Source organism: Mesorhizobium sp. M7D.F.Ca.US.005.01.1.1 (genome assembly GCF_003952545.1).
Lineage (GTDB): Bacteria > Pseudomonadota > Alphaproteobacteria > Rhizobiales > Rhizobiaceae > Mesorhizobium > Mesorhizobium loti.
Genome location: NZ_CP034453.1, coordinates 4521481 through 4539455, shown reverse-complemented (window position 1 = coordinate 4539455; position 17975 = coordinate 4521481). Strand labels below are relative to the sequence as shown.

Below are 17975 nucleotides of genomic sequence, written 5' to 3'. Positions count from 1 at the left end.
GGGAAAAGCCATGGGCGGCGCTTTTGCCGTTCCGCTTTTCGCCGCAATTCATGGTACAAGTCGCGGGAAGGGCTGATTTGGCGCCACCGCAAGGCGTGACTTGGAGAGGGACGATCCTATGAAAAAGACTGTGCTCGTCGTCGTGGCGACGGCTGTGCTCGTGAGTGCCTGCACCACCACCGATCCGTATACCGGCGACCAGAAGATTTCCAACACGGCGGCCGGCGCCGGCCTTGGCGCCCTGGCGGGTGCCAGCCTTGGCTTGCTTGCTGGCGGCAATGACCGCCGCAACGCGCTGATCGGCGCCGGCATCGGCGCGCTGGCCGGCGGCGCCATCGGCGCCACCATGGACCAGAACGAAGCCGAACTGCGCCGGCAGCTCGAGGGCACCGGCGTCAGCGTCACCCGTAGCGGCGACCAGATCATCCTCAACATGCCGTCGGACATCACCTTCAACTCGGATCAGGATGCGGTGAAGCCCGGCTTCTACCAGGTGCTGAACTCGGTTGCGCTGGTGCTGAAGAAGTTCAAGCAGACCACGGTCGACGTCTTCGGCCACACCGATTCGACCGGCGGTGACCAGCACAATTTCGACTTGTCGCAGCGCCGCGCGCTGGCCGTCGCCAACTATCTGTCCGGCCAGGGCGTCGATCAGCGCCGCTTCGCCGTCACCGGTTTCGGCAAGACGCGTCCCGTCGCGTCCAATGCGACAGCCGAAGGCCGCGCCCAGAACCGCCGTGTCGAGATTCAGTTGTCGCCGCTCACCTGAGCTGTTCGGCAAATCAATGCGAAACGGCCCCCGCGTGGGGGCCGTTTTTGCTTGAGCTGATGTCGGCGCTCTTCAGATGGGGCACTATAGGATTAGTCGCTGCTAAAATAAGAGCTTTCGCGCAGCCATGCAAAGGAATAGCATCATTGCTGTTCCGGAGGGGATGAGGCGGTACAAACTGGCCGCGCAATCAGCATTTTTCCGCCTCGGTCTTGCACGGCCAGATCAGAAAGTCTGGGAGGAATGCATGGCAAGAACAGCCACCCTTGGGCGCTGCGGCGTCCTCGCTTTAACAAGTCTCGCAAGCGCATGGTTGGGCATCGCTACGGCCCTGGCCGAGGACGCCAACAAGGCCGACATCGATGCCTTGAAAAAGTCGCTCGCCAAATATGAGGACTACACCGCCGCCGTCCGCGACCTTTATCTGTCGACAGTCGGCTGCGTCTATTACAGCGGAGAAAAGATACCGGGCGCGATGGATTACCCGAAGGGCGCCATGGGTATCCATTTCGTCAATGTCCCGAGTGTCGGCCAGAAACTCGACCCGATGCACCCCAATGTGCTGATTTACGAACCGACCAAGAAGGGCCTGCGCCTGGTGGGCGTGGAATGGCTCGTGCCGCTGACGCCGGACATCAAGGCACCGCCGAAGCTGTTTGGCCAAACCTTCATGGGCCCGATGGAGGGACACTATCCGCTCATCCCGAAAGAGTTCGTCCACTATGATCTTCACGCCTGGCTCGGGGACAACCCGAACGGCATGTTCAGTCCGACGAACCCGAACGTGAAATGCAACAAGGCCGAGTTTCCGATGCTGGAAAAGCCGACCAAGATGATGCCCGGGCCAATGTAACGGGCGAACCAGGCTGATCCATGTCGACATGAACAGAGACTTAAAGCGGGTCGTTTGAACCCCGTTCAGACGCGACACGCTTTGGGAGCCTTGTCGAGAAGGCAAGCCGGATGGCTGGCTTGCCTTCGAAAGCGCTCGGGGTCAGACCTTGGCGACGATCCGCATGAAGGCCGGCATGTCATCGCCGAAGCCGACGGTGGAGTCGTTATCTTCCTGGTGGCGTTGGCGGGCAGGGCGGTTGCTGTCGCGCTGCGGCCTGGTGTCGCCGCGTTCCGGTGCGCGCTGCTCGTTGCGATCGGATGATTTGCGCTCGGTGTTTTCCGAACGGATCGCTTCCTTGCGCGAGCGCCGTTCGCCGATGTCGGCGACCGCGGTCTCGACCACATCAGGCTGCTCCTCGCGTACCATTGCCGGTGCCGCATCTTCGCTTGGCCTGGCGTGGCGTTCGCGCGGTTTGCGCTCACCCCGGTCCTTGCGGTCATCGTCCTTGCGGCCGGCACGGCGCGGGGCGCCCTTGCCACGGCGCGGAGCGTCGTCCTCGCCGCCTTCGCTGGCGACCACTGTCGACAGGTCGCCGTCATGCCATTCGATCTTGTTGCCAATCAGCCGCTCGATGGCGTCGATGTACTTGGTATCCGACTTGGTCGCGATGGTGAAGGATTTTCCAGAGCGCCCGGCGCGGCCAGTGCGGCCAATGCGGTGGACATAATCCTCGGCATGGATCGGCACGTCGTAGTTGAAGACGTGGCTGACATCGGGGATGTCGAGGCCGCGCGCGGCGACGTCGGAAGCGACGAGGTAGCGCAGCTTGCCGTCGCGGAAATTGGCCAGCATCTGCATGCGCGCGCGCTGGTCCATGTCGCCATGCAACGCACCGGCGTCGAAATCATACTTCAGCAGCGAGCGGAACAGCTCCGACACTTCGACCTTGCGGTTGCAGAAGATGATGGCGTTCTTCAGTTCCGCATCCTCAGCCTTGATGAGGTTGCGCAATGTCTCGCGCTTGTCCCATGGCTTGGAGCCGGATTTGACCAGCCGCTGGATGATGTTGGTCGCCGCGGACGCGGCCTTCGAGACTTCGACGCGCACCGGCGCATGCAGGAACTTTTCGGTGAGCTTGGTGATTTCGGGCGGCATCGTCGCCGAGAAGAACAGCGTCTGCCTGGTGAACGGAATCATCTCGCAGATGCGCTCGATGTCGGGAATGAAGCCCATGTCGAGCATACGGTCCGCTTCGTCGATGACGAGGATCTCGACGCCGTTGAGCAGCAACTTGCCGCGTTCGCGGTGGTCGAGCAGGCGGCCGGGCGTCGCGATCAGCACGTCGGCACCGCGCTCCAACTTCTTGTCCTGTTCGTCGAACGACACGCCGCCGATCAGAAGTGCGATGTTGAGCTTGTGGTTCTTGCCGTATCTGATGAAATTCTCTTCGACCTGTGCGGCGAGCTCGCGCGTCGGCTCCAGGATCAGCGTGCGCGGCATGCGGGCACGAGCCCTGCCTTTTTCGAGGCGGGTCAGCATTGGCAGCACAAAGGAAGCCGTTTTCCCTGTGCCGGTCTGGGCGATGCCCAGAATATCCTTACCGAGCAAGGCGTGCGGAATGGCACCAGCCTGGATCGGCGTCGGCTGGGTGTAGCCGGCGTCGGTGACTGCGGAAAGGACCTTCGGCGACAGGCCGAGGTCTGCGAAGGTCAACGCTTCTTGAGCGGTCGTGGTGTCTGAGGACAAGTGTTGTTGTCTTTGGCTGGTTCGGGGAAGCGCAACGGCGTCTGTCGCGGCAAGCGCCACGCGCCTGCAAGATTGGTATTGCGATTAGGCGCAAGCCCGCGATTTGTCAACAGAAACGGGCGGCATTGGTGCGATTGTGAAGAATCGGGATGCTTAATCGAGGTGTCGGTCACTGCGCCGGCTCAGTAGCGGAACTGCTCGGCCAGAATGCGCTCGTTCCAGGAATGATTGGGATCGAACAGCAACGTTGCTGTCGCCGTTGGTGATTCCCGTACCGTTACCGAGGTCACCGCCTTGACCTCGGTATGGTCGGCGGCGGCGTTCACCGGCCGCTTTTCCGGCTCGAGAATGTCGAAGCGCACGGTCGCCTTGTTGGAGAGCAGCGCACCGCGCCAGCGGCGCGGGCGAAACGGGCTGACCGGGGTCAGCGCCAGCAGTGGCGCATCGAGCGGCAGGATCGGCCCGTGCGCCGAAAGATTGTAGGCGGTGGATCCGGCAGGCGTCGCGATCATCACGCCGTCGCAGCTCAGTTCCTCGAGCCGGACCTGCTCGTCGACGGTGATACGGATCTTGGCCGTCTGGTAGGATTGGCGCCACAGCGCCACCTCGTTGATCGCCAGCGCCGAAACCGTTTCGCCGTCCGAGGTGACGGCCAGCATCTCCAGCGGGCGGATCGTTTCGGCGACGGCGGCCGCGATACGCTCGGTGAGGCCACCGGACCGGTATTCGTTCATCAGGAAACCGATGGTGCCACGGTTCATGCCATAGACCTTCTTGCCGGTCCCCATCGTGTCGCGCAGGGTCTGCAGCAGGAAGCCGTCACCGCCAAGCGCAACGACGATCTCGGCATCCTCGACGGAGGATTGGCCATAGCGCGCCGACAGGCTTTCCAACGCCGTCTTGGCGTCAGTGGTGTCGGACGAGACGAAGGCGATACGGCTGGCGGCTTTGCTCATGGCTCCCCGATGACGACCGGTTGGCAGCGGCCGGTTGCTGGGCCGCGCCAGCGCCGGGGTAGCATGGGCGGGGTGCGTCTGCAAAGGGAGCCGCTATTCCGTGACAAGCCATCCCGGATGGCAAGGCGGCCGCGCAACGGCGGGATGCGGACTTGCCGTTCGCGCATCATGTCAAAGGCTACGCGAATGTGATGGTTAAGACCGGGCTTAAGCTCTCGTAAAGCCAGGTCGGCCATGTTAGCCGGCAGTGGATGGGTGGCGTGGGGGCTAGCCAGTCGAGGCCGACCTATTGCCGGTAACACGCCTGATCATCGTCTTCCTGATGTTGGGAAGCTTCGCGCTTCTCTTTGCCGAACTGGTGCGCCAGTCCGAAGAGACGAGCTTCCGACCTCAGCCCACGGCGTCGCGCTGTGGTGACGCCGCCGGAGCGCCATGCCCCCAAAGGGCGCTGTAACTCCCGAGGCATATGGATCATCGGCCTGATGACCAGCGGCACGACGCATGCGCGGCTGAGGATCTGACGCAAAGAACGTCCATTCACTGCGCCACCACCTGCAGGTTGGCGCCGCAAACTTGCCCCAATTCATCAATGGCCTCGTCCTTGACCATCTCATGACGGGTTCACCGGCGCATCGGCCACAGCATCACTGGTTGATGCCGTGGTCATGCCGGCAAAAAGATATTGACTGTATGTTTAGTCATAGTTATTCCTGAGGTCGAGGATTGAGTTGGCCAGCCGGCGTTAGCGGGTGAATGGCCACCGAGGAGAGGGGAATATCTTGACAGCCATGCGGCCCGCCGTTGAGGCGAAGGGCGTCACCAGGGTCTTTCGGGGAACCGGCCAGGATTCGGTCAGAGCGCTCGATAATGTCTCCGTCGCGATCCGCGAAAATGAATTCTTCACGCTGCTGGGCCCATCCGGCTGCGGAAAGACGACGCTGCTGCGGCTGATTGCCGGCTTCGACTTTCCAACCGACGGCGAGATCCTGCTCTATGGCCAGGACATCGCGCCGCTGCCGCCGTTCAAGCGGCCGGTCAACACTGTCTTCCAGTCCTATGCGCTGTTCCCGCACATGACGGTCGCCGACAACATCGGCTTCGGCCTGAAGATGCTGGGCAGGCCGAAAGCCGAGATCGAAGCGCGCGTCGACGCCATGCTGAAACTCGTCCACATGCAGGACTTGAAGAACCGGCGCACCAGCCAGATCTCCGGCGGCCAGCAGCAGCGCGTGGCGCTGGCCCGGGCGCTCGCGCCGCAGCCGAAAGTGCTGCTGCTCGACGAGCCGCTGTCGGCGCTCGACTACAAGCTGCGCAAGGAAATGCAGATCGAGCTGAAGCGGCTGCAGCACGAGACCGGCATCACCTTCATCTTCGTCACCCACGACCAGGAAGAAGCGCTGACCATGTCGGACCGCATCGCGGTCATGTCGTCGGGCAACATCCTGCAGGTCGGCACGCCATGGGATGTCTATGACCACCCGGCGGAGCGCTTCGTCGCCGACTTCATCGGCGAGACGAACTTCCTGACCGGCACGGTTGAAAGCGCCGGTAATGGCCAGGCGCAGGTCACCTTGTGCTCGGGTGCCAGGATTTGCGCGACCGCCGCCGTGGACTTCCGCGCGGGCGGCAATGCAACGCTGATGGTCCGGCCCGAGCACGCGAAGCTCGTCAAAGGCCGCGGCGATCTCAGCGGCACGATCGAGAACATCGTCTATTTCGGCACCGACACGCATATTCATGTCCGGCTGGACGAAGGCGATGTCTTCATGGTGCGCCAGCAGAATTCGCGCAGCGCCGGCTGCGGTTTCGAAAACGGCACCAGGGTCGGCATTCAGATCGGCGACAATGCCGCGCAGTTGCTGAAGGATTAGAGGCCATGGCAACAGCGAGTGGGGTCGCCGAAAAGGCTGAACGTGACGATATCCGGTTGCGCTGGCTGCTTTCGGCCCCGGCACTGCTGATCGTCTTCCTCGCGGCGCTTGGGCCGCTGCTGATCGTGGTCGTCTATTCCTTCCTGACGCCAGGCAATTACGGCGATGTGAAATGGCAGTTCTCGACCGACGCCTGGGTGAGCGTGCTGTTCGAGCGCGATGTCTTTGACGACACGCTGTCCTTCGCCACGGCCTATCTGTCGATCTTCTGGCGCTCGGTGTCGCTGTCGCTGGCAACCACCGTGCTGACTCTGATCCTCGGCTTTCCCACCGCCTATTTCATCGCCACGCGGCCAGATCACCGGCGTGATATCTGGCTGTTCCTGATCACCATACCGTTCTGGACCAACCTTCTGATCCGCACCTTCGCCATGCAGGAGGTGCTGCGTAATGACGGCATCATCAATTCGGCGCTGCAAGCGCTTGGCATCACCGACCATCCCATCCAGCTCATGTACACCAATTTCGCCGTGCTCGCCGGCATGGTCTACGTCTTCCTGCCGCTGATGGTGCTGCCGCTCTACGCCAGCATGGAGAAGATCGACTTCCGCCTTGTCGAGGCGGGCTATGATCTCTACGCGACACGGTTCGAGGTGTTGAAGCGCATCATCGTCCCGTTGGTCACGCCGGGCATCGTCGCCGGCTCGATCCTGGTCTTCATTCCTTCGCTTGGCGCCTATGTGACGCCGCGCGTGCTGGGCGGCGGCACCAATCTGATGATCGGCAATCTGATCGAGCTGCAGTTCGGAGCAGGTCGCAACTGGCCGCTCGGTGCGGCACTGTCGATCACCTTGATGGTGATCGTCATGGTGGCGCTGCTCTTCTATGTCCGCAACACGACCAGGTCGGATGGCGCCCATGGCTAAGCGCTTCGACGTCCGGCGGCAGAATGGCTTCGTCAGCCTGGCGATACTGTGTTTCTTCCTGCTCTATCTGCCGATCGCCACGCTGGTGGTCTACGCCTTCAACGACAATGACTCGCTGGCGATCTGGAAGGGCTTTTCGCTGCGCTGGTTCCATGTGGCCTGGAACAACGGGCTGGTGATCGAATCGTCGATCCGCTCGTTCCAGATCGCGGCCGTCGCTGCGCTGCTGGCGACGATCTCGGCGACCATGGCGGCACTGGCGACGACCCGGACCAAACCCTATCGCGGACTGACCTTCAAATACGCCTTCATCAACCAGCCGCTTATGGTGCCGGAGATCGTGACCGCGGTGGCGTTGCTGATCGTGTTTTCGCGCATCAAGATCTGGACCGGCTATTCCGGCCTCGGCTACCTCATCGCCGCGCACACCGCTTTCTGCGTCCCCTTTGCCTATCTGCCGATCCGGGCGCGACTCGAAAGCATGGACCTGGCGCTCGAAACCGCGGCGGCCGACCTCTACGCGACCAAATGGAAGACGTTCCGGCACGTGACCTTGCCGCTGCTTTGGCCGGGCATTCTGGCCGGGCTGATGCTCGCCTTCGTCGTCTCGCTAGATGACGTCGTCATCACCGAATTCGTCAAATCCGGTGGCCAGGACACGCTGCCCACCTACATGCTCGGCCAGATCCGCCGCGGCGTCACACCCGAGATCAATGCAATCTCGACAGCCTTCCTGGTGCTGTCGATCGGCATCGTCACCGCTTTCTTTTTCGTCAGCCGGAAACGGACCTGAGGCCGTAACGCCGCCGGTCCCAACAATGGGAGCATGGAGCATGAACTGGAAACTGACCGCGACGGCCATCGGGCTGTCGTTGCTGACTGTCACGGGCGTGGCCCGTGCCGAGGGCGAGCTCAACATCTACAATTGGGGCAACTACACCAGCCCCGACCTGATCAAGAAGTTCGAGGAGACCTACAAGGTCAAGGTCACCGTCACCGACTTCGATTCCAACGACACTGCACTTGCCAAGATCCGCCAGGGCGGCGCCGGTTTCGACATCGTCGTGCCTTCGGCAAGCGTCGTTCCGATCTGGATCAGCGAAGGCCTGCTGCTGGAGACCGATCCCAACAACATGGAGAATTTCAAGAATATGGACCCGAAATGGGTCGACGTGCCATTCGATCCGGGCCGCAAATACACCGTTCCATGGCAGTGGGGCACGACCGGCGTGTCGGTCAACAAGTCGGTCTATTCCGGCGACATCAACACGTCCGCGATCTTCCTCGACCCGCCGCCCGAGCTCGTCGGCAAGATCAATGTCGTGCCCGAGATGGGTGACATCATGTTCCTCGCCATCGCCTATGAAGGCGGCCAGTACTGCACGGCCGACAAGGTGGTGCTGAAGAAGGTGCGCGACAAGCTGGTCGAGGCCAAGGCAAAATGGCTGTCCTTCGACTACGGCGCCGTCGATGGCCTGGGCAAGGGCGACATCGCCGCCGGGGTCAACTGGAACGGCATATCGCTGCGCCAGCGGTTGCAGAACGACAAGATCGCCTATGGCTATCCCAAGGAAGGCTATCCGATCTGGATGGACAATGTCGCGGTGCTGAAGGACGCCAAAAACGTCGAAAATGCCAAGCTCTTCCAGAACTTCGTCATGGATCCGCAAAATGCCGCTCTGATCTCGGCCTTTGCCCGCTATGCCAACGGCATCAAGGGCTCGGAAGCCTTCATGCCCGCGGACATGAAAGGGGTGCCGGAAGTCGATGTTCCCGCCGAGTTCGCCGCCAAGGGCCAGTTCATGCAGGCCTGTCCGCCGGATGTGCAGGCGCTCTACACGAAAATCTGGACCGACCTTCAGAAATGACCTGATCCGGGTTCTCCGCGCCGCACACGCGGCGCGGCCACCTCCTGTCTATTCATGCCAAACGCGATCCGCCGATCGCAGGAGACTTCCCATGACCGATCTCGACCTTTGCTACATGCCGGCCAGCGAGGCGCTGCGGCTGTTCAAGGCGAAGAAACTTTCGCCTGTCGACTTGATGCAGGCCACCATCCGCCGCGCCGAGGCCACGAAGCCGACGATCAACTGCTTCACCTTCACGCATTTCGACGAGGCGATGGATCTGGCCAGGAAAGCCGAGGCCAAATACGCCAAGGGCGCCCGCACCGGGGCGCTCGAGGGGCTGCCCATCGGTATCAAGGACGAGAGCTATATCAAGGGCAAGCCGACATCGAACGGCTCGCTGCTGTCGAAGGATGCCATCGGTGGTCATACCTCGACGATGAACGAGCGCATCATCAAGGCCGGAGGCATCGTCCATGCCCGTACGGCGACGCCTGAATTCAGCTGCGCCGGCTACACCTGGTCGAGACGCTGGGGCGTGACGCGCAATCCGTGGAATCCGGATTTCACCCCTGGCGGTTCGTCGGGAGGTTCCGCGGCGACGCTGGCTTCCGGCACGTCGTCGATCGCCACCGGCTCGGACATTGCCGGATCGATCCGCATTCCAGCGTCGGCCTGCGGTCTTGTCGGCTTCAAGCCGCCCTATGGCCGCAATCCGGACGAGCCGCCGTTCAACCTCGACTTCTACTGCCACACCGGACCGCTGGCGCGAAACGTCGGGGATGCGATCCTGCTGCAGAACGTCATGTCCGGACCGAGCCCGCTCGACATCGCCACGCTGCGCCCAAAACTGCGCCTGCCGCTGGATTACAAGCCGATCAAGGGCTGGAAGATTGCTTTCTCGATGGACCTTGGTTCTTTCGAAGTGGATGCCGATGTGCGCAAGAACACGCTTGCGGCCTGCGATGTGTTCCGCTCGCTTGGCGCCACGGTCGAGGAAGTCGATTTGGGCTGGGGCGATGACGTGCTCAAGGCCGGCATGGCTTATCTCGAACATCTCTTCGGCGCCTCGCTGTCGCAATTGCTCAAGGAGCACGGCAAGGACATGACGACCTATGCCAGGCAGTTCGCCGAGGACGGGCAGAAGTCCAAAGCCGCGGATTTTGTCGGGACCCTCGACGTGGCGGCCAGGATGTACCAGACGCTGGGGCCGCTGCTGGAGACCTACGATGTCCTAATCTGCCCGACCAACGCGCTTCCCTCCGTGCCGGCGGAGTTCGATCAGACCACGGGTACGGTTGAGATCAACGGCAAGCAGGTGAACCCGTCGCTGGGCTGGGTGATGACGACGCCGTTCAACATGATGAGCCGCTGTCCTGTTCTGTCCGTGCCTTCGGGCCGGGCGGCAAGCGGCGTGCCGACAGGCATCCAGATCGTCGGCCGCACCTATTGCGACGCCGATGTTTTCCGGGCGGCCATGGCCTATGAGACGGCCAAGGGACAATGGTACACAAACACCGAAACGCGCCCGTCGCTCTGATCGGGCGATGCGGCCCTTGCCGCGATGGTGCTTGATCTCCGGCTTCGCTTGTGGTGAGCCGACGCCGGGCACCTCGAATAGACGGATCCGTGGCGGCACCGGCGATCGCCGCCACAAGGTCCGAAAGGAACTGGACGAAGATGGCGCAACAAAAGGCTGCAGCGGCAAAACGCAAAGGCGCAATGGCCAAGGACGGGGTTTCGGCAAATGATGCCGCGCCGCCCAAGGACCGTCGGCGCGAGCGCGGCGAAGCCAGCGTGCAGCGGATCATAGACGCCACCATCGAACTCATCGCGGAGGAGGGGCTGGCAAGCGTCACCATGCAGCGCATCGCCGAGCATGTCGGCTCGTCCAATGCCCTGGTCGTCTTCCATTTTCGCAGCAAGGAGAACCTGTTCCGGGCCGTCCTGCAGTATCTCAGTGATCGATACGATGAATTGTGGGTTACGCTGGTGCGGGCGCCCGGCTTGTCGCCGGTCGAGCGCCTGCTCGGGGCGGTCAACTGCGCGCAAAACTTCGCCCGGCAGCATCCGAAATGGGTTTCGGTCTTTGTCGTGTTCTCCAGCGACCGCAAGAGCATGCAGATCTACAACGAGATCGGCCTGCCGAGCGACCTTGCCTACACCGCCGAGGCGCGCGAACTGCTGATCGAGATTTCGCGCAGCGGCGGCTATACCGGCGTCGACATAGACACCCTGTCAGAGAGCCTGAATTATCTGGTTCATGGCGCCTGGTATTGGGATCACCTGAACCCTCGCGGTCGTGACACCAACGTGCTGCGCAAGACCATGCTGCTCCTGCTGCATCAGGCGTTTCCGCGGCATTTCGAACTGATGCGCTAACCGCTCTCAGGGCTGCCGCAGATGGCAGCCGGCTTGCCGCTTCTGTTCCAGATACTCGTCGACAAGCTGGCGGTAGCGCACCTTGCCGAAACTCGGAAAATGGCCGCCATGCACGACCGAGACGTCGAGGTCGCGCAGGCGCATGAGCGTTGCCATGTAGTCTGATATATCCGAGTGGTAGACATCGTCGATCAGCGGGCCGTCATAGATGATGTCGCCGGATAACAGGATGCCCGTCCTGTTTTCGTAGAGCGCGATGCCGCCGGGGGAATGGCCAGGCGTGTGGATCACCTCGAAGACACGGTCGCCGAGATCGACGACATCGCCCTGTGCGAGCAGGCGGCCGGCGGGTGCGGGCAGAATGCCGTAGCGCGCCGTGTCCCAGCCTTGCGGCATGGCGTCGAACATCTCGTCGGTCGCATAGGTGCCGGCAGCCGTCCATTCGTTGCGCGGATCGGCGAGGATGTCGGCCTCGGCCGCGTGCACGCAGCGGTCGGGAAATTCGTGGTGGCAGCCGATATGGTCGAAATGCGTATGGCTGGCAACGCAGGTCAGCTTGCGCTCGCTCACCAGCGGCACGTGACGCCGGAGGCTGAAATGGCCAAGCCCGGTGTCGAACAGAAGGTCGCGGTCGCGGCCACGCACATGCCACATGTTGCAGCGGAAGAACGGTTTTATCCACGGCTCGTGGATCAAGGTTACGCCATCGCTCATGCGGATGGTCTCGTACCAGTCTGGTGCCTCGATGAGCGGAAGCGTTGCCATGTTCAATCCGCCAGCAGGATGATCCGGTCGGTATCGCAGGAAATCGCGACCGTGTCGCCCGGCTGGACGGTCGCTGTCGCGGGCAGCTTGGCGATGAATTGCACCGAAGGATCTTCGATGGAAGCCGCGAGCACGCGCTTGAAGCTGCCCTGGAAGACGACGTCGCTCACCTCGGCCGTGCCGAGCCTGACACCACCGCCGGCCTCGCCGAAGACAAGATGCTCCGGCCGTATGGCCAGCACAACGGCGGAGCCTGCCGGCAGCGCGCCGGGCAGCGAGACCGGCCCGACCGGCGTCGCGACGGTGCTTGTCCTCTCCTTTGCCTCAGTGATCGTGCCGGCAAGGATCGTGCTTTCGCCCATGAAGGTGGCGGAAAAGCGCGTCGCCGGCCGTGCGTAGACGCGCTCGGGCGGACCTTCGTCCTCGATGCGCCCGTCATTCATCACCACGCAATGGTCGGCCAGCGCCATCGCCTCTTCCTGGTCGTGGGTGACGTGGATGAAGGCGGTGCCGACGCGCTTCTGGATCGCTTTCAACTCATCCTGCATCTGCCGGCGCAATTTGAGGTCGAGCGCGCCGAGCGGCTCGTCGAGCAACAGCACCGCCGGTTCGATCACCAGCGCACGCGCCAGCGCCACACGCTGCCGCTGGCCGCCGGAAAGCTGATGCGGCTTCTTGTCGAAGGCGGCGGCCAATCCGACCAAGGCCAGCGCCTCGCGTGCCTTTACCGCCCGGGTAGCGCCATCGACGCCTTGCATGCGCAGGCCGAAGCCGACATTGCTGCCGACGCTCATATGCGGAAACAGCGCATAGTCCTGGAACACCGTCGTGGTCGGCCGTTTCGCCGGCGGCACCGACGTGCAGTCCTCGCCACGGATGAACACCTTGCCTTCGCTGGGCGTGACGAAGCCACCCAGAATGGACAACAGCGTCGTCTTGCCGGAGCCCGAGGGCCCGAGCAGGATCGTGTAGCTGCCCGGCTCGATCTGCAGCGAGACATCCTTCAGCACGGTGTGCTGGCCGAAGCGATGCGAGACACTGCTGATGTCGACAAGGGGCGCGCTCATGCCGGCTTTCTCCGAAGCAATGTCAGTTCAAAAAACACCACCAGGACGATGGAGACGGCGAAGACCAGCGAGCCGACCGCATTGGTCTTGGGGTTGAGGCCGGAACGCAGCAGGTTCCAGATTTCGACGGGCAACGTGGTGTCGAAGCGGGTGAGCAGGAAGGAGATCACGAACTCGTCCCAGGAGAAGGTCATCGACAGGAAGAAACCGGCGAAGATAGCCGGCGCCATGACCGGCACGGTGATCAGCAGCAGCACCTTCCATTCCGGCGCGCTGAGGTCGCGCGCGGCGCGTTCGATGTTGATCTGGTGGTCGCCCATCTGGCTGTAGATGATGGCGAAGCACAGCGGCAGGTTGATCACGACATGGCCGATGCCGGCGGCCAGCAGCGATTTCGGCACGCCGGCCCAGTTGAACAGCACCAGAAGCCCCATGCCGATGATGAGATAGCTGACCGTCAGCGGCAGCGTGATCAGGCCGCGCAGCAGTCCGGAGCCGGGCAGGACAAAACGCGCAAAACCCCAGGCGGAAAGGAAGCCGAGCGTGACGGCGGCGACCGACGAGATGGACGCCACCAGCAGCGAATTGACCAGCGCCGAGGTCAGCCTGACATCGGAGAGCACCGCTTCGTACCAGCGCAGCGATGGCCCGGTGAAGGGCGGGATCGGAAACGACGTCGCCTGCAGCGAAAACAGCACCAGCACGATAACCGGCAGGAAGATGAAGCCGTAGACGGCGATCGCGTAGAGCCAGGAGGCGATGCGGACGAGCTGGCGCATCTCAGGCCCGCTCGATCTTCAGCCAGCGGGCGCAGGCGAGGTAGGCAATGGTGACCAACGCCATCAGGATGATCGACAGCGCCGAGGCCAGCGGAAAGTCGCCGCGCCGGCCGATCTGCATCATCACCAGCTGCGGCATCAGCAGCTCGTTGTTGCCGCCCAGGATCTGCGGCGTGATGTAGTCGCCGATGCACAGCACGAAGGTGAGGAAGGCGCCGACCATGATGCCGGGCAAGGTCAGCGGCAGCACGACATGCAGGAAGGTGCGCACCGGCCCGGCGCCGAGATCGGCCGCCGCTTTGCGGTAGCTCGGGCTCAACTGCTTGAGGTTGGCAAAAATCGTCAGCGTCAACAGCATGACGAAGAAATGCACGAAGCCGGTGACGGTGGCGAAACGGGTGTTGGCGAGTTGCACCGGTTCCGCAACCAGGCCGGAGCCGGTCAGCGCACGGTTGACGACGCCGTTCTGCGCCAGCACCAGCAGCCAGGAGTAGGAGCGCACGACATAGGAGGTCCAGAACGGCAGCACCGCCAGCATCAGCGCCAGCCGCTGCCAGCGCTCCGGCACCTGTTCGGCGAGGATCCAGGCAAAGGGGTAGGCGAGCAGCACCGAGATCACGGTGACTATCGCCGTCACCTGAAGCGAATTCACCATCGCCTGCCAGTAGGAGGGGTTGGTGAAGAATTGGCTGTAGTTGGACGCCGTGAAGCCGCCGCCCTCATGCGCCGTCAGGCTGGAAAACCCCATGGCGATGAAGGGCAGCACGAAGAACAGCAGCGTCCAGCCGAGCGCCGGCGTGACCAGCGCCCAGGGCAGGGCGCGGCCCGCCCGGGGCAGGGCAGAGCCCGCCCGTGGGAGGTTGTTTGCCGAGCTGCTCATGAGCGATGTCTGCTCATTTTGCCTGCAGCATTTCGGTCCACATGTCCTGCATCTTCTTGTCGAGATCGGCATTCGGCGCCGGATAGGCCTGGGCGCGCGCCAGGAAGCCCGGCTGCTCGTCGAAGCGCAGGACCTTCTTCTGGTCGTCGGTCAAAGTTGCCTTGGTGTTCGCCGGCATGCCCCAGTAGCAGGAGGAAGTGGCAAGCCGCGCCTGGCCCTCCGGGCTCATAATGTACTGGATGAATTTCAGCGCCATGTCCTTGTTTTTGGAGTCCTTGAACATGGCCAGCGACTGCGACCACAGAACCGCACCTTCCTTTGGAATGGAGAAGTCGAGCGCCGGGTTTTCCTTGGCAAGGCCCGCCGTCACCCATTCGCCGCCGCCGACCAGTATGTCGACCTCGCCTGTCGCTAGCGCCGTCTGGCTGGCGGTCACTTCGCCGACCAGCTTGGCGTTGGCCTTCATCTTCAAAAGCTCGTCCTTGAGGGCTGGAAGATCGGCTTCGGTGAGGTCGGCTGTCTTCTTGCCGATGGCCAGTGCCGCCATGCCGATGACCGGCAGATAATAGTCGTAGATGGCGACCTTGCCCTTGTACTTGTCGCCGGTGAGGGCCGCCATCGACTGCATGTCGGCCGGATCGACCTTGGTCTTGTTGTAGCCGATCGTGTTGTAGCCGAACTTTTCGGTGATGCCGTAGCGCTTGCCACCGACGACGGTGGAGCCGTCCATCTTCACCTGCGGGAACAGGTCGGCCAGCGGCAGTTTGTCTTCTGGCAGCGGCTCGAACAGGCCCTTTTCGACACCGCGCGGCACGTCGATGCTGTCGATCACCATCACGTCCCAGTCGCCGGGCTGCGACTGTTCGACGATGGCGAGGCCGGCCCCAGTGCCCTCGAATTCCTTGACGTTGACCTTGACGCCATTGGCCTCCTCGAAAGGCTGCAGCAGCGCCGGATCGGCATGATCGCACCAGATCAGCGCGTTGAGGTCGGCGGCCTGGGCAGCGCTGCCGGCTCCGAGCAACAGCGCCGTGGCAGCGCACGCGGCATGCAGATGGCTCTTCAGCATGGAACGCGGATTCCTGGATGCGGATTGTGCGGACATCGAGTGTTCTCCCTTGCCTTTGTGGCTTCTTGCAAAAAATTGAACCAATTCTAAAATTGAGTCAATTCTGTTTTTATGGCAAGAGGCTGGGATGAGCGGATTGCGGGCAAGGCAAAAAGCGGATCGGCACCGGCGCATCATCGAGGCGGCGGCGGAACTGTTTCGCGAGGCCGGCTACGAAGGCGCCAAGATCGAGGCGATCGCCGCGCAAGCCGAGGTCTCGGTCGGCACCATCTACAATTACTATGAGAACAAGGGCGACATCCTCGGCGCCATCGTCTCGCTGGAGGTCAACGAGGTGCTCAATGCCGGTCAAGGCGTCGTCGCCAGGCCGCCGGCCAATGTCGGCGATGCGCTGGACACGCTGATCGGCATCTATATCGAGCACTCGCTGCACTATCTCAGCAAGGAGATGTGGCGGCAGGCGATGGCGATCTCGACGCAACTGCCCGACAGCCCGTTCGGCCAGGCCTACACCGCGCTCGACCGCGCGCTGACCGAACAGATCCGCGCCCTGATCGCCCGGCTGCAGGAGATTGGGCTGGTGCGCCAGGATATCGACGGGGCGGCACTCGGCGAACTGATCTTCAACAACATGAACATGATGTTCATCGAGTTCGTGAAGCGCGACGCGGCGAAGATACCGGAATTACGCGCGGCGATCCGGAGGCAGAACCGGATATTGGTGGCGGCGATTGCGGTGTGAGGGGAGAAACTCCCTTGATCACCACGATGTTGCGGGGTTCGCCCGCAAGCTCTAGAGGCGGCGTTGGTTGCATCCGGGCGCGCTGTCGACTTCTCAGCCCGTTATTGTTGATGAAAATGGCTTGCAGCCGACATACACTCCAAAAAGCTCCTCGATAGATTCTTGCTAATGGCAGAGTCCGTCTGAAAGGAGCCCCAATGACAGCCAGCATCTATAGCGATTTTCTCGCCGACGGCGCGAACATCGTTACCATCGTCAGCGCTGTAGCTGGTGTTGGACTTCTTTTATGGAGGTGGTGGCATGGTCCTCGGCCTCCACAACCGGGCGAGTGATGGCGCCTTCCTCCGGTTTGAGGGCGAAATTGCACGCTTTTTACGATCGGTCGACTCCGCCGAAATCGGGAGCATATTTATCGGTTTCTCAACCGTCCGCGCTCGGTTCGCTATCTTCTCTAAGTTTCTCAACCTCCTCCTGAGGCGGGCTAGGAGTGCGGCTTCCTAGATTGACCGCGCGCACATAATAACCTCTTTTGCGAAATCCTCGCCGCATGGTAGTGCGCGAGCGCAAGTCGCTGTAGGGGGGGATCCACTCTTGTATTTGAAAACCACCGGGCATTTTACGCTGTCTGATCCACCGTCGATCAACGTGAGATGTCCAGCGTGCAGGCACGTAGGAAGTTTTTCCCACGTTGGCCTGAACGACGCAAACAGCGCCGTAATCGAAAAGAGCGAAAGCGGGCGGTATGTGCCGATCGGTACGAGGATGTTTGGAATTCGGGTCTGTCCAAACACTGAATGCAATTCGGTGTTGTTTTTTGCTCGGCAGTCGCCGGGTGGAGCGGCAGTGACTTTCCCACCCGAAGTGATCGATTTCGACGCCAGCAATTTGCCGCCGGGTATTTTGGCATCGCTGGAAGAGGCTGTTAAATGCCATGCGTCCGGCTGTTATCGGGCATCCGCACTCATGGTGCGCCGCACCCTTGAGGAATTGTGCGAGGACAAAAAAGCGGTTGGATCAAATTTAAAGGCACGCGTGGCTGCATTGAGTGCGGTGGCAATAATTCCATCCGAATTGCTAAATGCAGCTGACGAACTGCGGATTCTTGGAAATGATGCCGCGCACATCGAAGCGAAGGATTATGACAAGATTGGAGAGGTAGAGGCAGAGCTTGCTATTGAACTTGCCAAGGAGCTTCTAAAAGCTGTCTACCAGTACACCTCGCTTCTCTCACGCCTGACGGCTCTGAAGAAAAATCGGGCTACATAGGTGCATCGCCGCGCATGTGTTCCATCCAACCAATCCAGCCGGCTTGGTCTGGTGTAGGATGAGCAGCAAACATTC

General features: G+C 62.0%; 17 protein-coding genes. 10 read left to right on the top strand and 7 right to left on the bottom strand.

Translation table 11 applies throughout. The features are described from left to right. Nucleotides 1–118: 118 nt before the first annotated feature. Entirely contained in the window at nucleotides 119–769 is a 651-nt protein-coding gene (locus tag EJ076_RS21855) for an OmpA family protein (RefSeq protein ID WP_013531371.1), read from the top strand. 247 nt (nucleotides 770–1016) lie between these two features. Then, entirely contained in the window at nucleotides 1017–1622 is a 606-nt protein-coding gene (locus tag EJ076_RS21850; protein ID WP_109671689.1) for a hypothetical protein, read from the top strand. Nucleotides 1623–1763: 141 nt separating this feature from the next. Here the strand turns inward: EJ076_RS21850 and EJ076_RS21845 are convergent, their stop codons facing one another. Further along, the gene (locus EJ076_RS21845) at nucleotides 1764–3350 is read right to left on the bottom strand and encodes a DEAD/DEAH box helicase (protein WP_164548698.1); all 1587 of its coding nucleotides are present in this window, start codon (nucleotides 3348–3350) and stop codon (nucleotides 1764–1766) included. Between the two features lie 182 nt (nucleotides 3351–3532). Next, nucleotides 3533–4306, bottom strand: a complete 774-nt coding sequence (locus EJ076_RS21840) for an NAD kinase (protein ID WP_109671687.1) — start codon at nucleotides 4304–4306, stop codon at nucleotides 3533–3535. Nucleotides 4307–5094: 788 nt separating this feature from the next. On the opposite strand from EJ076_RS21840, the gene EJ076_RS21835 reads away from it, so the two are divergent. From EJ076_RS21835 to EJ076_RS21810, 6 genes are all read left to right on the top strand, one after another. Further along, nucleotides 5095–6177 (top strand): ABC transporter ATP-binding protein, encoded by a 1083-nt coding sequence (locus tag EJ076_RS21835; RefSeq protein ID WP_126071110.1) that lies wholly within the window; start codon nucleotides 5095–5097, stop codon nucleotides 6175–6177. 5 nt (nucleotides 6178–6182) lie between these two features. Then, nucleotides 6183–7103: an ABC transporter permease gene (locus EJ076_RS21830; RefSeq protein WP_126069236.1), complete on the top strand. Its 921-nt coding sequence runs from the start codon at nucleotides 6183–6185 to the stop codon at nucleotides 7101–7103. Next, the gene (locus tag EJ076_RS21825; RefSeq protein ID WP_126069235.1) at nucleotides 7096–7896 is read left to right on the top strand and encodes an ABC transporter permease; all 801 of its coding nucleotides are present in this window, start codon (nucleotides 7096–7098) and stop codon (nucleotides 7894–7896) included. The genes EJ076_RS21830 and EJ076_RS21825 overlap by 8 nt, the downstream gene beginning before the upstream one ends. Before the next feature lie 40 nt (nucleotides 7897–7936). Beyond that, nucleotides 7937–8971, top strand: coding sequence for an extracellular solute-binding protein (locus EJ076_RS21820; protein WP_109671684.1), 1035 nt, complete (start codon nucleotides 7937–7939; stop codon nucleotides 8969–8971). Between the two features lie 91 nt (nucleotides 8972–9062). Next, nucleotides 9063–10490, top strand: coding sequence for an amidase (locus EJ076_RS21815; protein ID WP_109671683.1), 1428 nt, complete (start codon nucleotides 9063–9065; stop codon nucleotides 10488–10490). A 140-nt stretch (nucleotides 10491–10630) separates the two neighbouring features. Next, complete coding sequence (locus EJ076_RS21810) at nucleotides 10631–11332, top strand: TetR/AcrR family transcriptional regulator (RefSeq protein ID WP_126069234.1); 702 nt, start codon at nucleotides 10631–10633, stop codon at nucleotides 11330–11332. A gap of 6 nt (nucleotides 11333–11338) precedes the next feature. On the opposite strand, the gene EJ076_RS21805 is transcribed toward EJ076_RS21810, so the two are convergent. Genes EJ076_RS21805 through EJ076_RS21785 form a run of 5 tightly spaced genes read right to left on the bottom strand, consistent with a single transcriptional unit; the run spans nucleotide 11339 to nucleotide 15928 of the window. Further along, entirely contained in the window at nucleotides 11339–12097 is a 759-nt protein-coding gene (locus EJ076_RS21805; RefSeq protein WP_126069233.1) for an MBL fold metallo-hydrolase, read from the bottom strand. Nucleotides 12098–12099: 2 nt separating this feature from the next. Beyond that, entirely contained in the window at nucleotides 12100–13164 is a 1065-nt protein-coding gene (locus EJ076_RS21800) for an ABC transporter ATP-binding protein (protein ID WP_126069232.1), read from the bottom strand. After that, on the bottom strand, nucleotides 13161–13943 hold the full coding sequence (locus EJ076_RS21795; RefSeq protein ID WP_126069231.1) for an ABC transporter permease: 783 nt from the start codon (nucleotides 13941–13943) through the stop codon (nucleotides 13161–13163). The genes EJ076_RS21800 and EJ076_RS21795 overlap by 4 nt, the downstream gene beginning before the upstream one ends. Nucleotide 13944: 1 nt before the next feature. Then, complete coding sequence (locus EJ076_RS21790) at nucleotides 13945–14823, bottom strand: ABC transporter permease (protein WP_126069230.1); 879 nt, start codon at nucleotides 14821–14823, stop codon at nucleotides 13945–13947. Nucleotides 14824–14836: 13 nt separating this feature from the next. Next, on the bottom strand, nucleotides 14837–15928 hold the full coding sequence (locus EJ076_RS21785; protein WP_126069229.1) for a spermidine/putrescine ABC transporter substrate-binding protein: 1092 nt from the start codon (nucleotides 15926–15928) through the stop codon (nucleotides 14837–14839). Nucleotides 15929–16019: 91 nt separating this feature from the next. Between EJ076_RS21785 and EJ076_RS21780 the strand changes: the two genes are divergently transcribed. Together EJ076_RS21780 and EJ076_RS21775 are read left to right on the top strand one after the other, a co-directional pair. Further along, nucleotides 16020–16634 (top strand): TetR/AcrR family transcriptional regulator, encoded by a 615-nt coding sequence (locus EJ076_RS21780; RefSeq protein WP_126069228.1) that lies wholly within the window; start codon nucleotides 16020–16022, stop codon nucleotides 16632–16634. 591 nt (nucleotides 16635–17225) lie between these two features. Further along, the gene (locus tag EJ076_RS21775) at nucleotides 17226–17900 is read left to right on the top strand and encodes a DUF4145 domain-containing protein (protein WP_245462853.1); all 675 of its coding nucleotides are present in this window, start codon (nucleotides 17226–17228) and stop codon (nucleotides 17898–17900) included. The last annotated feature ends 75 nt before the right edge of the window (nucleotides 17901–17975 follow it).

What these genes read in the sequence shown, in the direction of transcription:
- EJ076_RS21855 (WP_013531371.1), top strand. Translation starts at nt 119, where the DNA reads ATGAAAAAGACTGTGCTCGTCGTCGTGGCGACGGCTGTGCTCGTGAGT.
- EJ076_RS21850 (WP_109671689.1), top strand. Translation starts at nt 1,017, where the DNA reads ATGGCAAGAACAGCCACCCTTGGGCGCTGCGGCGTCCTCGCTTTAACA.
- EJ076_RS21840 (WP_109671687.1), bottom strand. Translation starts at nt 4,306, where the DNA reads ATGAGCAAAGCCGCCAGCCGTATCGCCTTCGTCTCGTCCGACACCACT.
- EJ076_RS21835 (WP_126071110.1), top strand. Translation starts at nt 5,095, where the DNA reads ATGCGGCCCGCCGTTGAGGCGAAGGGCGTCACCAGGGTCTTTCGGGGA.
- EJ076_RS21830 (WP_126069236.1), top strand. Translation starts at nt 6,183, where the DNA reads ATGGCAACAGCGAGTGGGGTCGCCGAAAAGGCTGAACGTGACGATATC.
- EJ076_RS21825 (WP_126069235.1), top strand. Translation starts at nt 7,096, where the DNA reads ATGGCTAAGCGCTTCGACGTCCGGCGGCAGAATGGCTTCGTCAGCCTG.
- EJ076_RS21820 (WP_109671684.1), top strand. Translation starts at nt 7,937, where the DNA reads ATGAACTGGAAACTGACCGCGACGGCCATCGGGCTGTCGTTGCTGACT.
- EJ076_RS21815 (WP_109671683.1), top strand. Translation starts at nt 9,063, where the DNA reads ATGACCGATCTCGACCTTTGCTACATGCCGGCCAGCGAGGCGCTGCGG.
- EJ076_RS21810 (WP_126069234.1), top strand. Translation starts at nt 10,631, where the DNA reads ATGGCGCAACAAAAGGCTGCAGCGGCAAAACGCAAAGGCGCAATGGCC.
- EJ076_RS21805 (WP_126069233.1), bottom strand. Translation starts at nt 12,097, where the DNA reads ATGGCAACGCTTCCGCTCATCGAGGCACCAGACTGGTACGAGACCATC.
- EJ076_RS21800 (WP_126069232.1), bottom strand. Translation starts at nt 13,164, where the DNA reads ATGAGCGCGCCCCTTGTCGACATCAGCAGTGTCTCGCATCGCTTCGGC.
- EJ076_RS21795 (WP_126069231.1), bottom strand. Translation starts at nt 13,943, where the DNA reads ATGCGCCAGCTCGTCCGCATCGCCTCCTGGCTCTACGCGATCGCCGTC.
- EJ076_RS21790 (WP_126069230.1), bottom strand. Translation starts at nt 14,823, where the DNA reads ATGAGCAGCTCGGCAAACAACCTCCCACGGGCGGGCTCTGCCCTGCCC.
- EJ076_RS21785 (WP_126069229.1), bottom strand. Translation starts at nt 15,928, where the DNA reads ATGTCCGCACAATCCGCATCCAGGAATCCGCGTTCCATGCTGAAGAGC.
- EJ076_RS21780 (WP_126069228.1), top strand. Translation starts at nt 16,020, where the DNA reads ATGAGCGGATTGCGGGCAAGGCAAAAAGCGGATCGGCACCGGCGCATC.